The organism is Vibrio sp. A8-1 (assembly GCF_013048685.1).
Taxonomy (GTDB): Bacteria; Pseudomonadota; Gammaproteobacteria; order Enterobacterales; family Vibrionaceae; genus Vibrio; species Vibrio metschnikovii.
Window position 1 is genome coordinate 133,029 of the sequence record NZ_VHTC01000003.1, and the last position, 21,613, is coordinate 154,641.

The following is a 21,613-nucleotide window of genomic DNA, read 5'->3' on the forward strand; positions in this document are numbered from 1 at the left end:
TAATATAGAGTATTACCTATATAAAAGTTAGTTATTATCTATTTTTATCTATTGTTAAAACAGCATAACATGCTGAAAAATTTGCAGGAGAGTGTGATGAGATTTCGTACAATGGCACTGCCAATGACCACAGTGATGATGCTGATAACCTTCTACTATGTAGGTTTATCCATCGGGTATAACGCTTTTAGTTTTCTTGTTTGTGCTACTTTGCTAGCAAGTTATACCGCGTTTGAAGGGCTTAAAACCGCGTTTAATCGTTCTGTAAAAACGAAAATGCCAACCATCAGCTTAACAAGCAAGGAGAGCACTAAACATGGTGCTTGATGCGGTAATTGCTTTTTTTATCCTAGGTATTGTCTGCCAGCTACTGGGCGCAAAAATTCCTTTCCCAGATAACCTGTATAAAACCCTTAGTCTGATATTGATGATTGCGATAGGTCTTAAAGGCGGTATTGCCTTACAAGCGCATATCGCAGCAAGTCTTCTCGTGATGGCTTTGATTGTGGTGGCATTTGGTTTGTTGCTGCCCCTGATCGCTTATCCGCTACTGCGGTATTTTGGTCAGTTAGACAAAATCAATGCTGGAGCGATTGCCGCTCACTATGGCTCCGTCAGTGTTGCAACTTATGCCGTCGCGGTTGCCTTGCTCGAAGCTAAGCAGATCCCGTATGAAGCTTACTTCCCTCTGTTTGTCGTGTTATTGGAAATGCCCGCGATCATCGTTGGTTTAATACTCGCCAAAGGCAGCGTATCGCTGATTAATCGTCACTTTCTTAAAAAAGAACTCCTCGCCAATCCCAGCCTATTATTAATGATTGGCAGTTTAGTGATTGGCTATGTAGGAGGAGACACCGTTCACAAGCTTTCGCCACTGTTTATTGACCTTTTCTCGGCTATTTTAGCGTTATTTCTTCTGAAAATGGGCTTGATCGCCGGTCAGCAATTGGCAACACTTAGGGATAACAGTCTGTTTTTAATCAGCTTTGCTATTTTGATGCCGATGATTGGCGGGTTAGCGGGCACAGGGCTCGGCATGCTACTTGGGTTTAGCGCTGGCGGGATCACGCTGATGGCGGTACTTGGAGCCAGTGCATCGTATATTGCTGTCCCAGCCGCGATGAAAGAAAGCCTGCCCGAAGCCAATGCAGGGATGTCGATCACCGCAGCACTAGGCATTACTTTTCCTTTCAATGTCCTGTTTAACGTGCCATTTTTTATTGCTCTTGGGCAGGCTGTTAGTTAAATACCGTTCACCGGTTCGAGGCAATAGGTCTCCAAGAGATAACTATCTGTCTCTTCCTCTATATCACTGGTAAGACAAATCAGAAAAGGCACCCAGCGTGATAGCTGTTGTGCCTTTTATCAGGACATCAATGTATCTTCACACTACTTCACTGACGGCCTTTTGCATTATACGGTTGTGTGGCTGCCATGGTGAGTTGATCGATGGTGGCTGCAATTGAATACGCCAACATTGATTGCTCGGTGATAACGAATAGCTCGCTTGCAGTGTCGTTAAGTTATTAACGAAAAGAATATCCCCTGCCACCAAAGTATGTTCAAAGCAAAGAGACGGCTCTGTGCATAAATGGTCAAGACGCTGTTCAATCAGCTCTCCATTTGATCGCCCATCCACTTGCGGTAAGCGTATTGTTGAATTTTGACCACATGAGTGACCCTGCCAACGCAAAATATCTTGCCGAGATACTTGGCAATAACGAATCAATGGTGGTAATTCCTGCTCCGCGTAGTCTTGGTGATGCTTTATTGGATATAACGTGCTCTTTCGTAGTTGCTCACGTTCTTGACCACGTAAGGTTAGTGGCGCTAATCCAGCATCTATCGTAGTCATATGGACAGGCGTTTCTGAACAAGCGCAATACAGAGCATATTCATGAGGAGTAATATCTTCGTAATCGTATCGATAAGTTCCATTAGCCATCGCATCGGATAAAGTGGCGAATTGCCAACCAATAGATTGCTGTAGCGCCTCACCGGACAATTTTTCAACAACGCTATCATTACCCCAAATGACAGCAGAACGATGTTGCAGATACCAAGTCGATAAATCATCTGGATGATGAAAAGGCGCAAAACCATGCAATAACACCGAACCAAACTCTTTAACCAGTTGGCTCAATTCATTAATGTTCAAGACAGACACCGATAAAGAAGGTGTAGGACTGATTAAACGTAAACCTGCTTTTTCATGATGTAACTCTGCTCGAATTTGGCTGACAACGTGACTCATTGATTGATCAACGCAAGTTAATTGTAAATAACACCATGTTTTACCCTTATAGAACATAGGTAAAATAATGCCTGCACGCTTGAGATGATTTTCTTTAGTATCAATCATGATTTTACCTTGGCTTGCATCAAAAAGTACTGTGCTATGCCAAGGTGTTTTAAATTGTCGCTCTGCAAATAAATATAACGAATACTTTTTTCCATTCATTGGATGCTCATGAATACTCAAACGAATCGAATCGGCAAACTTTTGTTTTAGAAAGTTATCTAGAGCTTTCCCTTGTATCATCATTCCTTTAGCAATTTCAGCTAAACGACGACGACGCTCTTTGTAAGAAAGCGTTGACAATACATATTTTTGATCTTGATTCATGAATTTTTTCAAACCTAGATAGGTTTGATTCATTTTATTATTCCTAAGTTTTAACTCAGTGAAATTTTCAGCGTAGCCTGGCTCTGAAAACATATTACGTAATCCAGAAAAATACTCGGTATCACAAAGATGCTCAAACTCTTTAAAATCTTCAAAATTAATTATTTTTATTAAATCTTCAGCATGCATATTGACAAGCATTTCTTTTAGTCCATCAGAATACGCATAATGATGAGACAAATCAACGGCAATATAATCTGAGAATGTATGGTAGTCTGAAAAAATATATAAGACGACCCCCGGAGAATAAACCGCTTCAATATCACGAAGACACTGTAAAAAGCGTCTTAACACTAGATATTCACCCATATCAGGCTCATGGCTGATTACTTTATCTAAATTATTGGTTTTACATGGGAATGCAGGTAATAGTAATTTTATTTTTTTCTGTTCTCTTATCGAATCACGCAGTTGCTGTTTTAGTGTAGCAATCCCTTGATACGATGCATCACATTGCGCAATAATTTGGTCAAATAAAATAAACGTGATTTTATCTATCTCTGTTTCTCGGTAAACATCAAGCATAACCAGCCCTTAATTATTTTCATAACACTGAATAAACGATGACAATTTAGGTTGTTGTCAATCCATAAAATGGAACCGCTCCCATAGGTGGGTTTTAATAATTTAATTATTATTAAATCGAAACCAAAGCATTCAAATTCTCTCTAATCGACTGTGTCATTATTTAGATGACAACGCAGTTTGACTAGATGACAAAAATAGAACCCAAAGTTACCAATAAGGGAACAGTAATGCTTAATGAATTAAAACGTATTGCCATATTTAATAAAGTGGTCGAATGTGGTTCCTTCACATTAGCGGGAGAGTCACTCGGCATGGGGAAATCCAAAGTCAGTGAACAAGTCACTCTATTAGAAAAAAAACTCAATGTGCGGCTACTTCATCGAACAACCAGAAAAATTAGTTTGACTACCGAGGGAAGCACTTTTTATCAATACAGCCGTGGCTTACTGAATATCGCCGATCAAGCACTGGGAGCAGTGAATCATTTAGCGTCAGAGATATCAGGAACAATTCGTATTGGAACGACGATTGACGTTGGAACCTTTCTGATCAATCCATTATTAAATGAATTTTATCAACAGTATCCACATGTCAATTTTGATCTTTGCTTAGATGATGGTCTGCAAGATATGGTCGAATCTAACCTCGATTTAGTGATTAGAATTGGTGAGTTGACGTCATCGTCGATGGTAGGCCGAGTGATTGCTCCTTTTGAATTAGGTATTTACGCCAGCCAAGATTATCTCAATAACGCCAAGCCGATCACTTGCCTAGACGATTTACAAGATCACGACTGGGTTTACCTATCTCGGCTAAATTTACCGAATAATATTCTTACATTAACTAACCATAATGGGCAGGAGCAGCAAATAAAATTACAACCTAAGCACACCAGTAATGCGCCGCTGGGTGTTATGGCAATGATTCAAAATGGATTAGGGATTGGCCCTATCGCTCATTTTTTAATTGATAAAATCCCCGGCCCATCGCTCATTCGGTTATTTCCCGATTTTTACCAAGTCAGCACAACAATGAATATTCTCTACCCAAGTCGCAAAAATATTCCGCCTCGTGTACGGTGCTTTATTGATTATTTGATAGCATCACTCAAAGTATGATGGAGAATAAATAACCCGACTACTTTTCCTCATACAATGAGTCGTCGGTAACATCACTGGCGTTTAGATAGTCGATGAGTGGCAAAGAAATAAGAAAATCATTTGCGCCACCATCAACTGTCTTTTGGTGAGGACGATCATCGTCCTCACCGCTTAAAGCTCAGGTTGCACGAATAAACTATTCGGTATTGTCTCGATACTGGTTGCTAACCACACATTCAAATCAAGCAAATTATGGATTGAATAAATGTAGCCATCTGGACGTATTAATAACGCTTGGTCAGTATACGGATTTTGACTTGTCCAATAAGGAGCATACTCTGCCCGAGAGCCAATTCGAATCACCTTAATAAACTCTGGCAGATTCAACTCATAATCGGTATCACTTGCGATCAATAATGTCCATTGACGATAATCCAGCAATGAATAAAGCCGAGTTTTTTGCGTTGGCGTATTGAATACAAAATCAAATATCCGCGTACCGACTAATCCTTGTTCACCATAACGAATGCCCATTCCGGTAATATTGCCCGAACGCTTCTCGACTATTTTCACGTAATCTTGCGCATGAGTATTCGTTGCAGAAAACTTGGTCGAGCGCACTAACTCACCCGAGCTGGCAATTACACTCTGGGCAACGGGTTGACGCTCCTCTTGATAGCTGGTTAACAGTGACTCATTCGTATGACCTTTTAGGACCATGTTCAGTTTCCAGATCAAATTAAACGCATCGGCTAATCCGGTATTCAAACCTTGCCCGCCATTGACAGAATGAACATGACAAGCATCTCCGGCTAAAAAGAGGCGATTTTCTATGTCATAACGCTCAGCAACGGACTCTTTGACCGCAAATTGAGAGAACCACACTCTCTTTTTAAACCTTAATTGATGTGGTGCCATAGCACGATTAATTTTTTCGATCACTTGCTCTACGGTAAAGTCATGCGTATCAATTCGGACATAAAAACGGTCGATGTCACCTTCACGAGGAATCCACGCGACATCCGAAGTCTCTGCTTGAAAGACGATAATTTCCGGGACTTTGGGGAAGTCACTGTCAATAACGCCATCAATCACAGCCCAAATAATTTCCGGACGCACTATCTGGAAAGGAATAGTGAACCTCTGGCGAACAAACGACTGAGCGCCATCGGCACCAATCACAAAACGCGACTCAATGATCTCACCATTGGTTAGCTCGGTCAGACACTTTTCTGGATTAATGACAATATCCTTCACCGATGTTTGACGCCATACAGGGGCATTCAATGAAGTAAGTTTATCGTCCAGTAGCTGCTCAAGATAAGACTGACCAAGCATCAAAAAATGCGGATGTAAGCAGCCTTCCAACGCTTCCCACCATGAAGATTGGCGGGAAATAAATTGCCCATCTGCCCATACGGAACTGGTATTACAAGGCTTACCCAGTGGATACAGCGGCTCAAACAGATCGACAATTTCTAATAATTGTAACGTTCTCGCATTAAGCGCATCAGCACGACCAACCTGTAATGGCTCTGACGATTTATCAATGATAACCGTACTCAATCCACATCGCTGCGCTAAGTAAGCGCTCATTAAACCAACCGGACCTGCACCAATAATAACAATATCAACTACTCTTGCGGACATTCGTACGACTCCAAACTAGGGTTATGGTAAGGCGGATTGCTTAAAACCTGCACACGACGAATATGCCGTGGGGTATGTGATGTGAAAGCCTCGCGGCCATGCAATAAAGAGAAGTTATCAGTAATAACAATGTCTCCTGACTGCCACTCATGTGCATAGAAGTTGCGAGGGTCATACAAAGCGCGGCGTAAACTTTGATGGCACGCCATCGCTTCACTATCTGAAATGCCCGATAACGTGACATCTGGGGGATTCAATAAATCACCATTGTCGACCACATGGGGTTCGTTATAACGAATGACGTCATAGCCTTTATATGGATGAGGCATCACGATCGGAGAAACCGTTTTACTGTGATAAAACTCCATTTTACGTTGATAGTGTCCCGTCACTTTCCGCCATAATGATCGCTCCTGCTCCGAAGCATTGTCTAAGGCAAGCATGGTATGACAAAACGTTGTCCGCCCACCATTACTGGGTAAGGGAGCCTCGACACATTGGAAAATCTGATATTCCGGTACTTGCGGACGATACATACCATCCCAATGCATCGGCATGTAACTGCTGTCGAAAATATGATCTTCGGGCTGCTCTTTTTGAATCAGCTCAAGTACTCGGCCAAACGGCCATATGCTCACTTCTCCCCATTGCTCACAATAATCAGCAAAATCTTCAGCCTGTTCAAAAACCGTAAAGCCCCGTAAGAGCACGAGCTGATGACGCTCAAACAAATGGCGTAAGCTCGATATATCAAGCTCAACAACATGGGTAGAAGAGTGTTGCGCTTCAACCATAACCCCAAAAGGGTCGAGTGACGTTATTTTATAAGGCATTTCAACGGTCTCCATACTGGGTTAGTCAATACTTCTCCGTCAGATTATTCGCCTTCTGTATCGTATTGACTAGACAGCCAAAATAGAACCCATCGTTACTGATCAAGGAACAATCGCCTGAATGAGAGCTGAAACAAAACTTACATAGGTAAATGTTTAGGGAAGAAGCGAATAAGTTCCAGATGTGAGATCATGGGGGCACCGAAAAAGCATCCTCGTAAGAACAAGACAATGCTCAAAATCGAATACCTAAAAGCCAGCATCCGAGCAAAGGTAGAACACCTGTTTCGCATTATCAAAGTCAGTTAGGGTTCATCAAGATACGCTTCAAGGGACTGATGGCGTAGGCTTAAATTCAGGCCACAAGCTGTATTGACCATGATGATTAATCAAGACGGTGAACTGATTTTCAGTATTATCAAAAGGATTAACGTATTGTTCAGACATGTCTAACTCCGTTTCGGCGGTAATGAAAAAAGGTAAGAGAGTCCATCGATGATGCCACCACGCCAACATAGACGTTCATGCCCGCCATCAAAGACTCGGTATTGAAGATTGTGCCGTTGAGCAGCGAGTTGGTGGTATAGGTCCAAGCTAAGATCGACCATGATGTCTTCGCCACTTCCTACTTCGATAAAAATGTTCAAACAGCAGTGACGACCCAACCCTTGATGTATCTGTCGGCTCATATCACTAAGAAGATGTGGTGACTCAGGTGGTACATAGTCACTAGGCGGTTTAACCAGAGAAAAATCTGGCCACCAAAATGATCCAGACTGACACACGACCGCTCCAAAACGCTCAGGCCAATTCAATGCAGCGAACATAGCAGCCAAACCACCGAGACTCTGACCGACGACTACGGTTTGCTCGGGATCTTGACTAATGGTGAAATAACCCGAAATTAAAGGGAATAGTTCTTGTATCAGTGCTTGCCAAAACAGCGGATTACAACTAAGTTCTTCACTTCGCAGACGGCCATCCACTTCATCAATCAACACATATAGGGCTTCTGGTAACACACCTTGCTGAGTCGCGCATGACAATGCGTCGTATATCGGTAGCGACTCAGACCAAAAACGGCCATCAAGAATAAAAACGACAGGCAATGTTTTCTGCGTATCGCGTGTGGTGGAATACAGCCATACACTGCGGCTGTTATTCAGTATCCTACTCTGCCAGTTGAGGGAGAAACTCGACTTAATGGTACGGTTACCGCCATTCTGATCAAAAATTTGCCAATAGATTTGCGACGGAGCATTAGGCATATGCAGCGGTGTTTTGCTCATTCCCCACAGGCAATGATCCAATCGATTTCTGCCAAGCTCATCACGACAACTCAACGGAAATAGTTTTTTTAACCATTCACGGTGCTGAGCCCTTTTCTCTTGATAGCTGCCAACATAACTTGGCTGACATAGTTGATGAGGGACTGGAATAAAAGAATAACCACCGCGCCAAGTGTGCTTAATAGCAGCGATATAAAACCACACGTCCGTACCTTCTATCTGAGAAAGCTTGGCCATAGTAAAACTGTGATGGTCGGTGACACCATTAATGTCAATGTACACTTCTCGGATATCTGAACCTCTCGGTTCTCGCCAAATAAAGATCACATCAGCGTATTCATCCTCAGCATTCATCACTATCGGCATCCCTTCAGACGCCATTTGTTGCCACCACCTGTTATCACCAATATTGCAACCATCGCGAGAAAGCCATCGACAAACCTGATGAAGATTTGGGTTGCTGTGTGCATTGGGTTCTTCAAACAACATGACTATTCCTATTCATCAACCACTCTCTTATTCATAAAAAACAAGCCAGCGAAATAAATTCACATCATCAATAGATACAAATACTAACAATTATCATCCGCAGTAATCTTTTATATAAAAACGGTTACAACATCAAACATTTTTCCTATTTTTAAAGGATTTCTTAATACGAAGCTTATGGACTTAAACCGTGGGTGATTACCTTGGAAAACCAACACATAAACGTCCGATAATTATCGGACGTTTATTATTTAAGTGGTTGGTCGGCAGCAAGTGAGCTCTGTCGTCGTTTATCTTTTGCTCTAGCAAGGTTTTGCCCAGAAACAGACTGAGAGGTGATCAGCGTAACGCACAGCTGCTCTAAAAGTTGTTAGCCTAATATTGAGAATTCAACGCTAACGGAATCAAGATACTAGATTGACAGCTAGTAAAATCAACACTTTTCATGCCTGAAGACCATTTTATGGCATATAAGTCAGTGTAAATAAAGTTACTGTAACTAATTTTACGGTAACTTTATTTACAGTAATTGACTAATGTTCTATTCTATTGCTAGTCCGTGAAAAAAGTGGAACGCAATGAAAAAATTTTATAACCGTCAGAAAGAATTAAAAGCTCTACAAACGGTTTCTGAGCAGATAGTAAAAACAAAGGGGCAACTTAGCGTAATGGTTGGAAGAAGACGCGTAGGTAAAACCCGTCTTTTAAACGAAGCTTTTCAACAAGAAAATACCCAATTCCTTTACCTTTTCATAAGCCGAAAGAGTGAAAACTCCTTAGTGGCAGAATTCGCAGAAATCATCAATAGTGAGCTTGGCGTTAAGTTTTTCCAGCCCCAATCATTGCGAGATATCATCGAGTTCTTGTTGGATTACACAAAACAAAAACCTCTAACCATCATTATTGACGAGTTTCAAGATATCGACATCGTCAACCCTGCTCTATTCTCCGATATTCAAAATTTATGGGATGCAAACAAGAGGGACTCAATGATGCACTTAGTGTGTTGTGGATCCCTCTACAGCATGATGACAAAAATTTTCAAAGGCAAAGACGAACCTCTATTCAATCGTGATGATAGATTCTTTAAAATTCAACCTTTGCAGCCTTCTTATATTGCCGAGGTAATGAAAGATCACGATCAATTTAATGCTGAAAACATGCTTCGATGGTGGTGCCTGTCTGGCGGAATACCAAAATACCTTGAGTGGTTAACCCGATTTTCTGCTGAAAACGATAACCTATTTGAGGCGGTAATCTCCGAGTTTTCACCACTAATAAAAGAAGGCACTCATCGACTCGTTGAAGATTTTGGCTCAGAGCATAGAATTTACTTCGATATTCTTGGTGCGATATCAAAAGGCAATACAAGCCGAGCTCGAATTGAAAACTTCTTAGGTATGAGTGTCGGTGTCCATCTGGAAAAGCTTGATGAAGTTTTTGATGTTATTACCAAAAAGCGCCCGATTAGCTCTAAAGAGAACTCACGAGATATTCGTTACTCTATTTCCGATCCGTTTCTAAACTTTTGGTTTCGATTCATTCATGCCAACAAAAGTGCCGTTGAGATGGAGAACTACGAATACATCCGAAGATATATTGAACGAGATTTCACTGTGTACTCTGGTCTGGAATTAGAGAGCCTGTTCGTCGCGATATTGGTTGAATCAAAGCAGTTCGGAAAGATTGGTGGGTACTGGGATGCAAAAGGTCACAATGAAATCGACATAGTGGCTATTAATGACTTAGATAAGAAAATACTCATTGCCGAAGTAAAGAGACAGCAAAAACGTTACAGTGAGGCCAAATTAATAGAGAAATCTCACTGCCTTTTGCAAAAGTTAAATCTAAAAGGTTATGACATTGAATATCGTGGATTTTCATTGGATAACTTAGTTGAAACAATGAAAGAGTATCAAGCGTAATCAACACCAATTCGCTTTGGTACCACCTCAGACGCGGTGATAAGTTTAGAGATCGAATGCATACGTTGGTAGAAACCTGCAAGAAACGTGGACTATCCAGCCTGTCTGTACTGACGCAGATCGTACAGGCGGTCTCGGCTCGTCAAGCATACCCAAACGTTATTGGCCTGTAGACAAAAGTCAATTACCTACTGGTGAACGGTTACAAGCCATTTATCTGTTTGGCCCAGAAGATGGCTCACTGCCGCAAGAGGTGGTCGACAAAGCCCATCATGTTGTTTACATCCCCACTCACGGCTGCATGAATCTCGCCGCAACCGTCAACGTAGTGATGTACGATCGCTTAACAAAAAAACTTGGCGAGATTGACGATAACGCGCAAGTCATCGCCAATCGCGATAACAAAAACCGTTTGCGGGTGAAGGAAAGTTGCGACTTTTAAACTCGGCGGTGGCTTATCGTCAGATTGCTCTGAACACATTTCGTTTTTGCCTCCTTTAAGCTCGTTAATTCACTCCAGTTATAATTAAACATATAAATAAGGGATAGAGAGTTGTGCTTTTTCTCTCTTTTCAACATCACCTTTACCACTAGTTGGATGATTCCAATAATCAGCAATCTGCTGATAGTATTTTTTCCACCATTTTACTTGCGCTAACTTTATTAGTTCCTTATATCGACTGTCTTCCCGAAAACTCTGCCATACTCTACGTTCAATAAAGTTAGTCAAAAGAAAATCAAAAGCAAGAAATATATCCAAAGGCGGGTGCATTAGTCTTGGAGCATCCAATAACACTAATTCACCGTAGTCTTGCGTATTGTCTTTGACCTTACGACCTCCGTGGTGGATATGGTTACTCGGATGAATAAAGTCAGGTATACCAGTATGATGACCATGACAATCTAAATGCCATGCTCCCCGAGCAATTTTATCTTTATGATTAATCGCTTCATAAGTGATCTCTATGACCGACTCATCTACATTTCCAAACTCAAAATCTAAATTTGGTCGTAAACGAACACTTATATGAAGTCTTACATCTAAAGAACCCGCTTTCCAAGTATCACGGCATATAAATTGTTGTTCAGAAACACTCACAAACTTTAAGCTATCAAGAGTGTAGTGAAGTCCTCTGCTCGATTTTGTTCGTTCAAGAGTGTTAATTAATTGATATAAAGGCGCAGTACTTTCGACAATTTGACTGTTAGATGAATCAATAACTGATATCAATTTTTTAACACCTTTTATTGTTTCTTCTTTAGTTGCCATCTTTGGTCAACCTTTCATATAGAGGTTTAACTTTATCTTGGTAATCTTTGTGAACTGGGTATTTATTTCTATCATATTCTCTGTCATGAGTAACCTGAGGATCTAAGTAAATAGGCTGCTCCCAAGACATTAGATCAGGTTTACTAACCAAGATCGCATCACATATGTCTAATGGCGTATCAGAAACAATACAATTTACCCAATACTTCTCACTTTGAGTTCCATTGGTGTATTTTGGTACCAGAGAAACTAAACCTTCACATCCAGTGGCTTCTTTGATTGATTCAACTCTTTGAGTCGCTGTTAAACCTCTTAATGGCTGGTTGTTAATTTCATTGTCATACCACCAATCTTCTATCGAAGAGAACCACCAACGATCTTTTAAAGACGAAAATACCCCTTCATATTTGCAATCTTCTAGTAAAGCTTTAAATTCACCCCATCCTTCTGATCGTTGAATATCTACGCCGAGGCGCGTTGCCAACATCGACTCAGTAACTAACATTCCAGCACTTCTTACTAAGTTATGTAATATTAAAGAAATAAGAGTATGAATATCTTCCAACTTAGATTCAGCATACTCTACAAATCGTTTGTCGCAATATTTGTAAATATTACTATTCCAATTCAAAAGAGGCTCTAGTATTTCTTGAATTTTTGCACTTGAACCTATTCTAGGAATAACATTCTCCTTAGCTATCTGATAAGAATTGGCTAAGCCCATTAGTATATGACTAGCTTGATGTGCATAGCTTTCGCTTTTCGATACTTTTGTTTTTCCCACTGTATAATCAAATAAATTGTGCGCACTTTGGTCTTTATCAAAATACTTAACATATACATCTTCATTAGAGAACAAAACGATCGGAGCTACTTCCATTTGGTTTCCAATCATTTCAGTTCTACAATCTTGAGCTAAAGATGTCCCCCAATAACCAGCTACATCTCCATTTTCATTAGCTGCATCCAGTTTTTGATCAATCATTAAGCCATCATAACCGCCTTCAGAAAACATCCGTTGAATTTCTTTCATTGGACGAGTTTGCGTGTGCGTAATTTTGAGTTGACCATCAGCGTGAAATTCAAGCTCAGTAATTAACTCTTCTAATTTTCGAGTTTCATCATCATCAACATACAAATATTTAATAGACATTTTCTGGTATCTCTTCTTCTTTTGCTTTAGGAATTACAACTTGTATACAAGTATTAAAACCATCTGACGGCTCCACTACTGCTATATCACCATCAAACCCATCGACAATACTTTGAGTAATGGTCAGACCAAGCCCCATTCCACGCATCTGGTAACCTTCTATAGCATAAGCTCCCTTTGAAAGTTCTGTTGTAAACAAAGCACTAAAAACCTTACCCCAATTCTCTTTAGGTATTCCATCTCCATTGTCTTCAAAACGAATGACATGAGAATCATCAACAGTTTTTACAGCGACTTTGATTTTGCCAGTTGATTGATTAGCTCGAACTATTGCTTTACATGCATTTGTAAACAGGTTAATAAATACTGAAGATAGTTCAGAAATATGCATTGGACTTGTCCAAAAGTCATCACCATCAAAATCTGTTATAAGCTCATAAGCTCTACGTGTCAAAGTTGGTTGCATCGCATCGAAAAACATTTTTGACACTTCTCTGATTTCCAATACTTCTTTGGCTCTTTGAGAATTATTTCTTATTGTATCGGTAAAAAAGTCTGTATACGAAACAAGCATTTCAATATTAGATTCTATCTTATTTGCTGACTTTAAAGCCTCTTCATTACCTGACACTGCTCGTCGAAGCTGTTTACCGTTCAGTGTTAATGCGTTTAAATATAGTTGAATTTCATGAGTAAACTCACCAATAGCCAATCCAGAGGATGAAAGAACTCGGTACATATTTTTTTCATCAATAAGCTCTTTGATATAAGCTTCTTGCTCAATAAGTCCTTCGTGAAGAGCTACTGTCATTCCAGGATCAACCGTCGGTCTATCATAATTTTTCTCAGCATCAACCGTAAATAGATCCCTATTTTTTTCAACTTTAGCTATATTTACAATTTGTTCAGCTGTCGCTCTAAGTTTTGATTGCGAAAGTTCAATTTTTTCTTCGATTGTTGGTTCTTTCTTTCTAAATCCCGTTTTTTGACTAGCAGTAACTTTTTTCCCTTGTGCTGAGGCGATTCTTCTAACAGCGCTTGTTATCAACTCATACGCAATATGTCTCAACTCTTCAAAATAGTTATTTTCAATCAAACCTTCTCGGCCTGATGTTTCATCAAATAAAGCTCCATTGATATCAGTAATGTCTATACCACCGATAAAGTTAGCATTTGCGTGTGGGGGCAATATTTTTCTTCTACGAACCGAATCATCTAAACCCAGCCAATCGTTATACTTATTACCGTATGGTGCGACATAAAACCCGTTTCTATATAATTTTATTCCACTATTTTCATCCATGTATGTAAATAGATATTTAGAAGTACCTATGCCAAAATTAAAATAGTGAGCATTAAACTTAAAATCTGCCGATTTTAAAACATCAGATTTTATTTCACTTATTACATACTCATCGTTCAAACTGTCATCTTCAACACCTTTTATATTTACTTTCACATTACCATTTTCTGTAATAGAGGCTTCAATATGTGCTGTTGCTTTATTTAAAAACTCAGCATTGTCGGAAGCTATTGGCAATAATTCATTTGAAATTGGTAGTTTAGTATAAAAGGTAGGTGCAAAACCCGGGTCAACTAGACCATTTTTTAATTTTGTTGGTGTGTTTTTTATTACAGAACTCGTGTATTTGAATGCTGTTGACTGATTAGCTTCACTCCAGACTTCTTTAGTTCCGGAAATAATTAATCTAGTTCCATTTTCGAAGCCATAATCCTCGTAACTATTTCTTATTTTATTTCCAATAGACAGCAAATTAGATTTTGATTTGTACTCCTGCCAATCAAAATCTACAACTAAGTAAGGTTCATTTACACTCGTTCGGGTTATTATTGTTAAGTAATTCCCTATTTTCTGAGCTGCAAATCTGCCAATACCCTTTCGTCCAGCTCTTGCTCTTTCATAATTTGGAGAAACAGGATTATCTTCTTTGTCTGAAGTACTAATTTTCATAAAGCCATTTATTAATGATTCTCTTGTCATGCCGTGGCCATTATCTGAAATAGTGATACTTCCACCAGGCTGATCAGTATTTTCAAATATCACTTCAACCTTACTAGCTTCAGCATCATAACAATTTTTAATGAGTTCGCTTAAAGCTGTAGTTTTCTTGGCTACTAATTGCTCTCCTAAACGTTTAACCAGATTGCCATCTACAGAAAATCTTGCATTATCTTCATCATATGTTGATAATTCTGCTGCAACTTCTAGAATTTTCCCATATTCTAACTTTGCATCATCATTATTGCTTATTAATTCAAGAAGTTCTTTTTTCAGCTTGGATTTATTATTCATTGAAACTTCTAACTCCTTTGTAACGTTCAAGTCGAAGAGCTCTAACACCTGAACCTAAACACTGACATTGTTCCATCGTAATTAAACCATGCTTGATAAGGATATCATCCACCAATTCCGTGGCCCGTTTATAGTCTTCTTTTTGTAGTTGTCTCTCAACTTCCCTTTTAATTGCTACCAAGTCTTCAATACATTCAGTAGTAAATAGTACTTTTATGTTTCTGCCAGCTGAGGGCTCTATCTTGAGAACACCTGAGCTATAGGCTCTGCCTTCAATCTCTGCTGAAAACTGGGAGTACGTAGAAAGTAGTGTCATTGCAAAAGCTTGTTTAACTAATGCAGGCGTCTTTTCTCGGAAAAGCACTTTATGGATAGAGTTCGTGCAGTTTAACTTAGCCCTATTTACAACCATTCTTGGCCCAAGGTGGATCATGTAAGACATGAAGCAATCTGCAACAACACCATCAATGCCGTAACCTGGTGCAAACCAATGTGGGCGTTTTGCAAAGGTCCTGTTTTTATCTCTTTCTTGCTGCGTGATCTGATTTAAATACCTTGATACTGGATGTTCAGGGTTCTGCATATGTTCTTCTGTAGGGCACACTAGATAGGCTCTATAGCCATCACGCTGGAGCTTCTTATGGTTCCGCATATCGTGTGTGATCCCTGAAAAAAAAGAAAACTTTCCAATTGCAGGTTTTAGCACATCATCAGGCAAGCAAAACTTCTCTACCGTTTTTTTATCAACAATAAAGTATTTATTAGCACCGGTTACCATGCCAATTTTGATATCTGCGTAATGGCCAATCGACTTAGAACTCTCAGAGTTCATCAAATCAAAGTATGCTTTCTTTGCTTCTTGGCTAACTAAATCTAGCTTATACCCATCAATGCCTAATTCTGTTGCTTGCAACTGGCTTTCAACAGCTCGCTTAAGCTCAATCACATTTTCTACCGAAGTCACAGAAAAGTGGGTATCTTCCATTGATTCTGCACTAAAACCTTCTGCTACTAAAATAACCGATGTCTCTTTCGCACCTTCTTCCTTAAAAAAGCGCTCCGCTAGTTTTAAAACCTTAACACTTTGAAAATGGCTTCTATGTATTGCTAGCAATCTTTTTGCGTAGTCTGCATGTAGTAGACTGCTTGGAAGAACCCAAGCAACGCGTCCACCTTCTTTAAGAAAGCTTAATGAATGAAGTAAAAAGAAGGCCCATAGACTTGCATTACGCCCCATGGTTAAGCCGGAAAAAGGCGATTCACGTAGAACAATTTCACATGCATCCCTCTGCTTCTCCGTCATATTATGCATCGAGACATATGGTGGGTTGCCCAATACCACATCAAACTCGTTTACCAAAAAATCCTTTGGCTGAACGGATATGAAATCATTTTGGATAAAGCGGCTAGAGGTTTCGACCATCTGCCCAAACTTATCACTCAGAATACTGAATGCATAGCCATCGATATCCACTCCATACAACTGTTTCTCTGGAGATTTACAACCAAGGCGCCGCAACGTTGCTATGCTGCTGTCAAAAAAACCGCAACCACCAAAACTTGGTTCTAGAATGTCTTCATACGAACGCACAATAGCCCAATCGGTTAAAACTTGGCTTAATTCTGGTGGTGTGTAATAAGCACCCAGCTCTCTTTTTTTACTTAAAGAATGTGGGTTTAACATCAGTTCGTATTCTCGTTCATCTAAGTGGTCAACTTATAAGATTTCTTGAATAAGATATTAACCTATGTCACCAATCAATTGAATAGATTTGTCTCACATGCATCGAGAACAAGACATAAACATATCCTTAATAATCATAAATATAGAAGAGGATAAATATTGCTTATTGATAAAGCACAGTAAGAACTTACAATATATTGCACACAATTACTGACCTTTTGTGCTTTTGATCCGATATTGAACATTGTTTGATAGCGATTGCGCTTATACTGTTGTTGCACACAGTAAAATATCGTTTATCTATGTCTATCCGTAACTTAAAAGACTGTTCAAAAAAACCTTGGCTCTGCGAATGCTACCCGACAGGGTAGAGCGGTTAGCGCGTACGCAAGGGCTTGCTACTGTTGCTACTAAAAGTAAAGCTGCGACTTATAGAAGTATCCATCCTACGACCACACATTGATGAATAGCGATGTGGATAACCATAAGCTTCGCAACATAGCGCAAACGATGGGGGAAAGTCACCCATTCAGTGATTACAACTTCATTAAAAAAGAGCCGTTAGAAACGGCTCTTTTTGTGTTCATTATTTTCGAAGTATTGGCTTACTTCTCTTTACCAAACACCGTATTCTCTTGCTCCAACACGCGGATAAACGTTGTACGCTTAGTGAGCTCGCGAAGCTCCGCTGCGCCGACATAAGTGCAGGTTGAGCGCACGCCGCCGAGGATGTCTTGAATGGTGCCGTGGACACTGCCGCGAAATGGTAATAATACGGTTTTACCTTCCGCAGCGCGGTAACCGGCTACGCCGCCAGAGTGCTTCTCCATGGCGCTCTTTGACGACATGCCGTAGAACTTCATAAAGGTTTCGCCGTCTTTCACCACCAGCTCACCGCCCGCTTCTTCATGACCGGCTAACATACCGCCTAGCATGACAAAATCAGCGCCGCCGCCAAAAGCTTTCGCCACATCGCCCGGACAAGCGCAGCCACCGTCACCGATGATACGACCGCCTAAACCATGGGCAGCATCGGCACACTCAATGATCGCCGAGAGCTGAGGGTAACCCACGCCCGTTTTCACCCGTGTGGTACAAACCGAACCTGGACCAATACCAACTTTAACAATATCCGCGCCAGCGAGGATCAGCTCTTCACACATATCCCCTGTCACTACGTTACCCGCAGAAATCACTTTATCAGGGAAGGCCGCCCGCACTTGCTGTACGTAATCGACCAAATGCTCTGAATAACCGTTAGCAATATCAATACAGATAAACAGCAGATCATCCGATAATGCCATAATATCTTGAGTTTTCTGAAAATCTTGCGGTGAAGTGCCGGTAGAAACCATCACCTTATTTAAGGTTTCACTATTCGCTGTTTGCACAAAGTCAGCCCAATCTTGCACTGTGTAGTGCTTATGAATCGCGGTCATGACCCCATGTTCAGCGAGAGCTTTCGCCATCGCGAAACTACCCACGGAGTCCATGTTGGCGGCAATCACAGGCACGCCAGACCATTGACGGCCACTATGCTTGAAGGTAAAATCGCGGGTTAAGTTAACTTGAGAACGACTTTTGAGAGTAGAACGTTTCGGGCGAAACAGGACATCTTTAAAACCTAACTTAAGTTCTTGTTCGATACGCATGGTTATTTCCTTAGTTAATTCACTGTTTGTGCCTTAGCGCAAGGGTGCGGCATACCCAAGTTGGCAGACCTGAGTATGTTTCGGACACAAAAAAACCGGAGCGTTGGCAGACGCTCCGGTTTTCAGCATTATAGGGCGTGATTTCTTTCCGGCAAGTCTGATATTTCACTTTTTTTTGTGCTACGCTAGCGAAGATTTCATATCCTTTATCTAACGACACCCACCCACACGCAAAAAAAGTCCATTAAACACGTTAAATCAACAAGTTAACACCAAATCTTCTAAATGTGTTTTATTTAACGCTTTGAGCAATAAAACCCGCCTGTGGCATTTTATGTTTGATCTTTAGTAAAAGTGTGATGGCAGACCTCGTTTGCAAACGGTTGCGACAACGGTTTCTTGAGATGAATGTGACTGAAACACTGGCTGAACCTCTCTATCCCAGAAAAAAAATGGGGTTTATTTTTATTACGATTAGGTTTATACCGAGAACAATGATACTCATTAGTGCGTACTATTTTGACTCGCCTGATCTTATTTGAGGAGACAGCACCATGATCAATGTCGCTTTTTTTAGCGCGAAAAACTACGATGAACTCTCTTTCAACCGATTTATTGACCCTCAGCAGCTCACCTTTCATTTTCATGATTTCCGTTTAACCCAAAAGACCGCACAAATGGCTAAAGATTGCCAAGTTGTTTGCGCCTTTGTAAATGATGAATTGGATGCAGAAGTGCTGCAAACACTTTATCAAGGTGGCACTCGTTTAATTGCCATGCGCTGCGCCGGTTTTGATAAAGTTGATTTGGCAGCAGCGAAACAATTAGGTTTACAGGTAGTGCGGGTCCCTGCCTATTCACCAGAAGCGGTGGCTGAGCATACCGTGGGCTTAATGATGTGCCTTAACCGTCGTTTTCATAAAGCCTACCAACGTACTCGTGAAGCCAACTTCTCTTTAGAAGGTTTAGTCGGCTTTAACTTTTATGGTAAAACCGTTGGGGTGATCGGTACGGGGAAAATTGGGGTTGCCACCATGCGGATTTTAAAAGGGCTTGGTATGACGGTGCTTTGCTACGACCCTTATCAAAATCCAGCGGCGCTTGAATTAGGGGCAAAATACGTTGAGCTGCCTGAGCTATACGCCAATAGTGATGTGATCACGTTGCACTGCCCCATGTCGAAAGAAAATTATCATCTGCTCAATGAGCAAGCGTTTGATCAGATGAAAGACAAAGTGATGATCATCAACACCAGTCGCGGAGAACTGCTTGATTCTGCGGCGGCAATTGAAGCGTTGAAACGTGGTCGTATAGGCTCATTAGGCTTAGATGTGTATGACAATGAGAAAGATCTGTTCTTCCAGGACAAGTCTAATGATGTGATTGTTGATGATGTGTTCCGCCGTCTATCATCATGCCACAATGTACTCTTTACCGGACACCAAGCTTTCTTGACCGAAGATGCGTTAAATAATATCGCGCAAACCACGTTAAATAATATTCTAGTATTTAGCCAAGGTAAGCTATCCGGCAATGAGTTGATCAACGATTAACTAAACGGCGTAAATGGGGAATGAGATCGCTCGCGATGAGCCCTCTTTCGCCATGCTCATGGGCGTTTTGGTCCGCCGCTTGACTGTGGATCAAAACCCCTACTTTAGCCGCATCAAACAAAGAGAGTCCTTGCGCAAGTAGGGAAGCAATTACCCCAGTCAACACATCCCCCATACCACCACTCGCCATGCCGGGATTACCCGCCAAGCAGACATACAGGCTTTCGCCATCATAGACTAAGGTACCAGCGCCTTTTAATACCACAACGCCGCCGTATTTTTGCTGTAAGGCGCGTGCGGCCTGAAAACGATCGGCTTCGATAATTTCAACATCGGTCGCGAGCATTCTTGCGGCCTCTGCAGGGTGAGGTGTGATAATTCGCTGCTGATCGAAACAGGCGGATTGAGCGAGGAAATACAACGCATCCGCATCCATTATTTTCGGCTTATTGAGGCTTTGAACTTCTCTGATTAGCTGTTGCGCTTTTTCATCTCGTCCTAAACCAGGACCAATGGCAACCACGCTGCACCATGCTAAACGTTGTTCAAGCAAACTGGCATCCGACCAACTGGCGACCATCACCTCTGGGCAACTGACCAACATCGCTGTGGTATTTCCAGGGTGAACCAAGGCTGCGTTCAGACCACTTCCCGTTCGCACACATGCCTGCACCGCTAAAATGGCGGCGCCACCCATACCACTATTACCACCAATAAAGAGCGCCTTACCATGCAAACCTTTATGAGCGGTCCTTGATCTGGGCTGTAAATAACGCTGAGGTGACTTGACATCGATAGCTTTCAGCGTAGGGGAGTTTTGCGCATTAAAAGCTTCTTCGATGCCTAACCCTGCAAAATGCAGATGGCCAACATAATCCCTCGCTTTCCCTGTCACTAAACCTTGTTTTAAGCCGACAAAACTCACCGTATGCTGCGCATAAATAGCACAACCAAGCGCACATCCTGTCAAAGCGCATAACCCCGATGGCACATCAATCGCAACGACAGGGGCTGAATGGTCATTAATCGTCTCGATCACCGCTTGCAATTTAGGACGAACGGCTCCCTTAATACCAATGCCTAGTAATCCATCAATAATCACATCGATATGATCTGGAATAGTATCGCTACAAGGAAAAACTTCTCCGCCACTATCTAACCAGTGATAATAAGCTTTTCGTGCATCATCACGTAAACATTCAGGATCGCCGAACTGCCATACCGTGACTTGAATACCCACCGATTGAGCCAGCCGTGCAACAATATAACCATCGCCACCATTATTGCCGCTGCCACAACACACTAACCAGTGATGAGAAGCCGGATACTGAGCTAAAGCAATGGTAAATACCGCTTGGCCAGCACGCTCCATCAACCGAAACATTTCTAAACCTTGCGCCTTAGCGGCTAACTGTTCACCTTGTTTGACTTGCTGTGGGGTATAAAAAAGTCTGGGCAAAGGCATGATAATTTTCCTACAACACTAG

General features: G+C 41.2%; 16 protein-coding genes and 2 pseudogenes. 7 read left to right on the plus strand and 11 right to left on the minus strand.

Features of this window, described 5'->3' with window-relative positions:
- Positions 1-96: 96 nt before the first annotated feature.
- Both FKN93_RS02670 and FKN93_RS02675 read left to right on the plus strand, forming a co-directional pair.
- Positions 97-327 carry a hypothetical protein gene (locus tag FKN93_RS02670; RefSeq protein WP_170904411.1) on the plus strand — a complete coding sequence of 77 codons (231 nt, stop codon included), beginning with the start codon at positions 97-99 and terminating at the stop codon, positions 325-327.
- A complete protein-coding gene (locus FKN93_RS02675; protein ID WP_170904412.1) occupies positions 317-1,246 on the plus strand; it encodes a sodium-dependent bicarbonate transport family permease in 930 nt (309 codons plus the stop codon). The genes FKN93_RS02670 and FKN93_RS02675 overlap by 11 nt, the downstream gene beginning before the upstream one ends.
- A gap of 138 nt (positions 1,247-1,384) precedes the next feature.
- Here FKN93_RS02675 and FKN93_RS02680 read toward each other — a convergent pair whose 3' ends face one another.
- Positions 1,385-3,211, minus strand: a complete 1,827-nt coding sequence (locus tag FKN93_RS02680; protein ID WP_170904413.1) for an L-tyrosine/L-tryptophan isonitrile synthase family protein — start codon at positions 3,209-3,211, stop codon at positions 1,385-1,387.
- Positions 3,212-3,441: 230 nt separating this feature from the next.
- Here FKN93_RS02680 and FKN93_RS02685 point away from each other — a divergent pair, with 230 nt between their 5' ends.
- Positions 3,442-4,332: a LysR family transcriptional regulator gene (locus FKN93_RS02685; RefSeq protein ID WP_170904414.1), complete on the plus strand. Its 891-nt coding sequence runs from the start codon at positions 3,442-3,444 to the stop codon at positions 4,330-4,332.
- 153 nt (positions 4,333-4,485) lie between these two features.
- Here FKN93_RS02685 and FKN93_RS02690 read toward each other — a convergent pair whose 3' ends face one another.
- Entirely contained in the window at positions 4,486-5,964 is a 1,479-nt protein-coding gene (locus FKN93_RS02690) for an FAD-binding protein (RefSeq protein ID WP_170904415.1), read from the minus strand.
- Positions 5,949-6,797, minus strand: a complete 849-nt coding sequence (locus FKN93_RS02695) for a TauD/TfdA family dioxygenase (RefSeq protein WP_170904416.1) — start codon at positions 6,795-6,797, stop codon at positions 5,949-5,951. Before FKN93_RS02695 ends, FKN93_RS02690 begins: the two co-directional genes overlap by 16 nt.
- 204 nt (positions 6,798-7,001) lie before the next feature.
- On the opposite strand from FKN93_RS02695, the pseudogene FKN93_RS02700 reads away from it, so the two are divergent.
- A pseudogene (locus FKN93_RS02700) lies at positions 7,002-7,135 on the plus strand (IS5/IS1182 family transposase); the annotation flags it as partial.
- Here FKN93_RS02700 and FKN93_RS18070 read toward each other — a convergent pair.
- Together FKN93_RS18070 and fes are read right to left on the minus strand one after the other, a co-directional pair.
- The gene (locus FKN93_RS18070; protein ID WP_332405806.1) at positions 7,125-7,313 is read right to left on the minus strand and encodes an MbtH family NRPS accessory protein; all 189 of its coding nucleotides are present in this window, start codon (positions 7,311-7,313) and stop codon (positions 7,125-7,127) included. The pseudogene FKN93_RS02700 and the gene FKN93_RS18070 overlap by 11 nt on opposite strands.
- Complete coding sequence (gene fes, locus FKN93_RS02710; protein WP_170904417.1) at positions 7,247-8,575, minus strand: enterochelin esterase; 1,329 nt, start codon at positions 8,573-8,575, stop codon at positions 7,247-7,249. Before fes ends, FKN93_RS18070 begins: the two co-directional genes overlap by 67 nt.
- 578 nt (positions 8,576-9,153) lie before the next feature.
- On the opposite strand from fes, the gene FKN93_RS02715 reads away from it, so the two are divergent.
- A complete protein-coding gene (locus tag FKN93_RS02715; RefSeq protein WP_170904418.1) occupies positions 9,154-10,500 on the plus strand; it encodes an ATP-binding protein in 1,347 nt (448 codons plus the stop codon).
- A 205-nt stretch (positions 10,501-10,705) separates the two neighbouring features.
- Positions 10,706-10,942, plus strand: a pseudogene (locus FKN93_RS02720) (TrmH family RNA methyltransferase); the annotation flags it as partial.
- An 84-nt stretch (positions 10,943-11,026) separates the two neighbouring features.
- Here FKN93_RS02720 and FKN93_RS02725 read toward each other — a convergent pair.
- The 5 genes from FKN93_RS02725 to FKN93_RS02745 form a co-directional block, all read right to left on the minus strand.
- The gene (locus FKN93_RS02725; protein ID WP_170904419.1) at positions 11,027-11,770 is read right to left on the minus strand and encodes a hypothetical protein; all 744 of its coding nucleotides are present in this window, start codon (positions 11,768-11,770) and stop codon (positions 11,027-11,029) included.
- Positions 11,760-12,923: a protein-PII uridylyltransferase gene (locus FKN93_RS02730; RefSeq protein WP_170904420.1), complete on the minus strand. Its 1,164-nt coding sequence runs from the start codon at positions 12,921-12,923 to the stop codon at positions 11,760-11,762. Before FKN93_RS02730 ends, FKN93_RS02725 begins: the two co-directional genes overlap by 11 nt.
- Positions 12,913-15,237 (minus strand): ATP-binding protein, encoded by a 2,325-nt coding sequence (locus FKN93_RS02735; protein WP_170904421.1) that lies wholly within the window; start codon positions 15,235-15,237, stop codon positions 12,913-12,915. The genes FKN93_RS02730 and FKN93_RS02735 overlap by 11 nt, the downstream gene beginning before the upstream one ends.
- Positions 15,230-16,921, minus strand: coding sequence for an N-6 DNA methylase (locus tag FKN93_RS02740; protein ID WP_170904422.1), 1,692 nt, complete (start codon positions 16,919-16,921; stop codon positions 15,230-15,232). Before FKN93_RS02740 ends, FKN93_RS02735 begins: the two co-directional genes overlap by 8 nt.
- 605 nt (positions 16,922-17,526) lie before the next feature.
- The gene (locus FKN93_RS02745) at positions 17,527-18,573 is read right to left on the minus strand and encodes a GMP reductase (RefSeq protein WP_170904423.1); all 1,047 of its coding nucleotides are present in this window, start codon (positions 18,571-18,573) and stop codon (positions 17,527-17,529) included.
- Positions 18,574-19,127: 554 nt separating this feature from the next.
- Here FKN93_RS02745 and FKN93_RS02750 point away from each other — a divergent pair.
- Positions 19,128-20,126 carry a 2-hydroxyacid dehydrogenase gene (locus FKN93_RS02750; protein ID WP_154170882.1) on the plus strand — a complete coding sequence of 333 codons (999 nt, stop codon included), beginning with the start codon at positions 19,128-19,130 and terminating at the stop codon, positions 20,124-20,126.
- On the opposite strand, the gene FKN93_RS02755 is transcribed toward FKN93_RS02750, so the two are convergent.
- On the minus strand, positions 20,116-21,591 hold the full coding sequence (locus tag FKN93_RS02755; protein ID WP_170904424.1) for an NAD(P)H-hydrate dehydratase: 1,476 nt from the start codon (positions 21,589-21,591) through the stop codon (positions 20,116-20,118). The two genes, FKN93_RS02750 and FKN93_RS02755, sit on opposite strands and share 11 nt — an antisense overlap.
- Positions 21,592-21,613: the final 22 nt, after the last annotated feature.

Bases quoted from the DNA above. Each gene is read 5' to 3' on its own strand.
- FKN93_RS02670 (WP_170904411.1), top strand. From the start codon at position 97: ATGAGATTTCGTACAATGGCACTGCCAATGACCACAGTGATGATGCTG.
- FKN93_RS02675 (WP_170904412.1), top strand. From the start codon at position 317: ATGGTGCTTGATGCGGTAATTGCTTTTTTTATCCTAGGTATTGTCTGC.
- FKN93_RS02680 (WP_170904413.1), bottom strand. From the start codon at position 3,211: ATGCTTGATGTTTACCGAGAAACAGAGATAGATAAAATCACGTTTATT.
- FKN93_RS02685 (WP_170904414.1), top strand. From the start codon at position 3,442: ATGCTTAATGAATTAAAACGTATTGCCATATTTAATAAAGTGGTCGAA.
- FKN93_RS02690 (WP_170904415.1), bottom strand. From the start codon at position 5,964: ATGTCCGCAAGAGTAGTTGATATTGTTATTATTGGTGCAGGTCCGGTT.
- FKN93_RS02695 (WP_170904416.1), bottom strand. From the start codon at position 6,797: ATGCCTTATAAAATAACGTCACTCGACCCTTTTGGGGTTATGGTTGAA.
- FKN93_RS18070 (WP_332405806.1), bottom strand. From the start codon at position 7,313: ATGTTGGCGTGGTGGCATCATCGATGGACTCTCTTACCTTTTTTCATT.
- fes (WP_170904417.1), bottom strand. From the start codon at position 8,575: ATGTTGTTTGAAGAACCCAATGCACACAGCAACCCAAATCTTCATCAG.
- FKN93_RS02715 (WP_170904418.1), top strand. From the start codon at position 9,154: ATGAAAAAATTTTATAACCGTCAGAAAGAATTAAAAGCTCTACAAACG.
- FKN93_RS02725 (WP_170904419.1), bottom strand. From the start codon at position 11,770: ATGGCAACTAAAGAAGAAACAATAAAAGGTGTTAAAAAATTGATATCA.
- FKN93_RS02730 (WP_170904420.1), bottom strand. From the start codon at position 12,923: ATGTCTATTAAATATTTGTATGTTGATGATGATGAAACTCGAAAATTA.
- FKN93_RS02735 (WP_170904421.1), bottom strand. From the start codon at position 15,237: ATGAATAATAAATCCAAGCTGAAAAAAGAACTTCTTGAATTAATAAGC.
- FKN93_RS02740 (WP_170904422.1), bottom strand. From the start codon at position 16,921: ATGTTAAACCCACATTCTTTAAGTAAAAAAAGAGAGCTGGGTGCTTAT.
- FKN93_RS02745 (WP_170904423.1), bottom strand. From the start codon at position 18,573: ATGCGTATCGAACAAGAACTTAAGTTAGGTTTTAAAGATGTCCTGTTT.
- FKN93_RS02750 (WP_154170882.1), top strand. From the start codon at position 19,128: ATGATCAATGTCGCTTTTTTTAGCGCGAAAAACTACGATGAACTCTCT.
- FKN93_RS02755 (WP_170904424.1), bottom strand. From the start codon at position 21,591: ATGCCTTTGCCCAGACTTTTTTATACCCCACAGCAAGTCAAACAAGGT.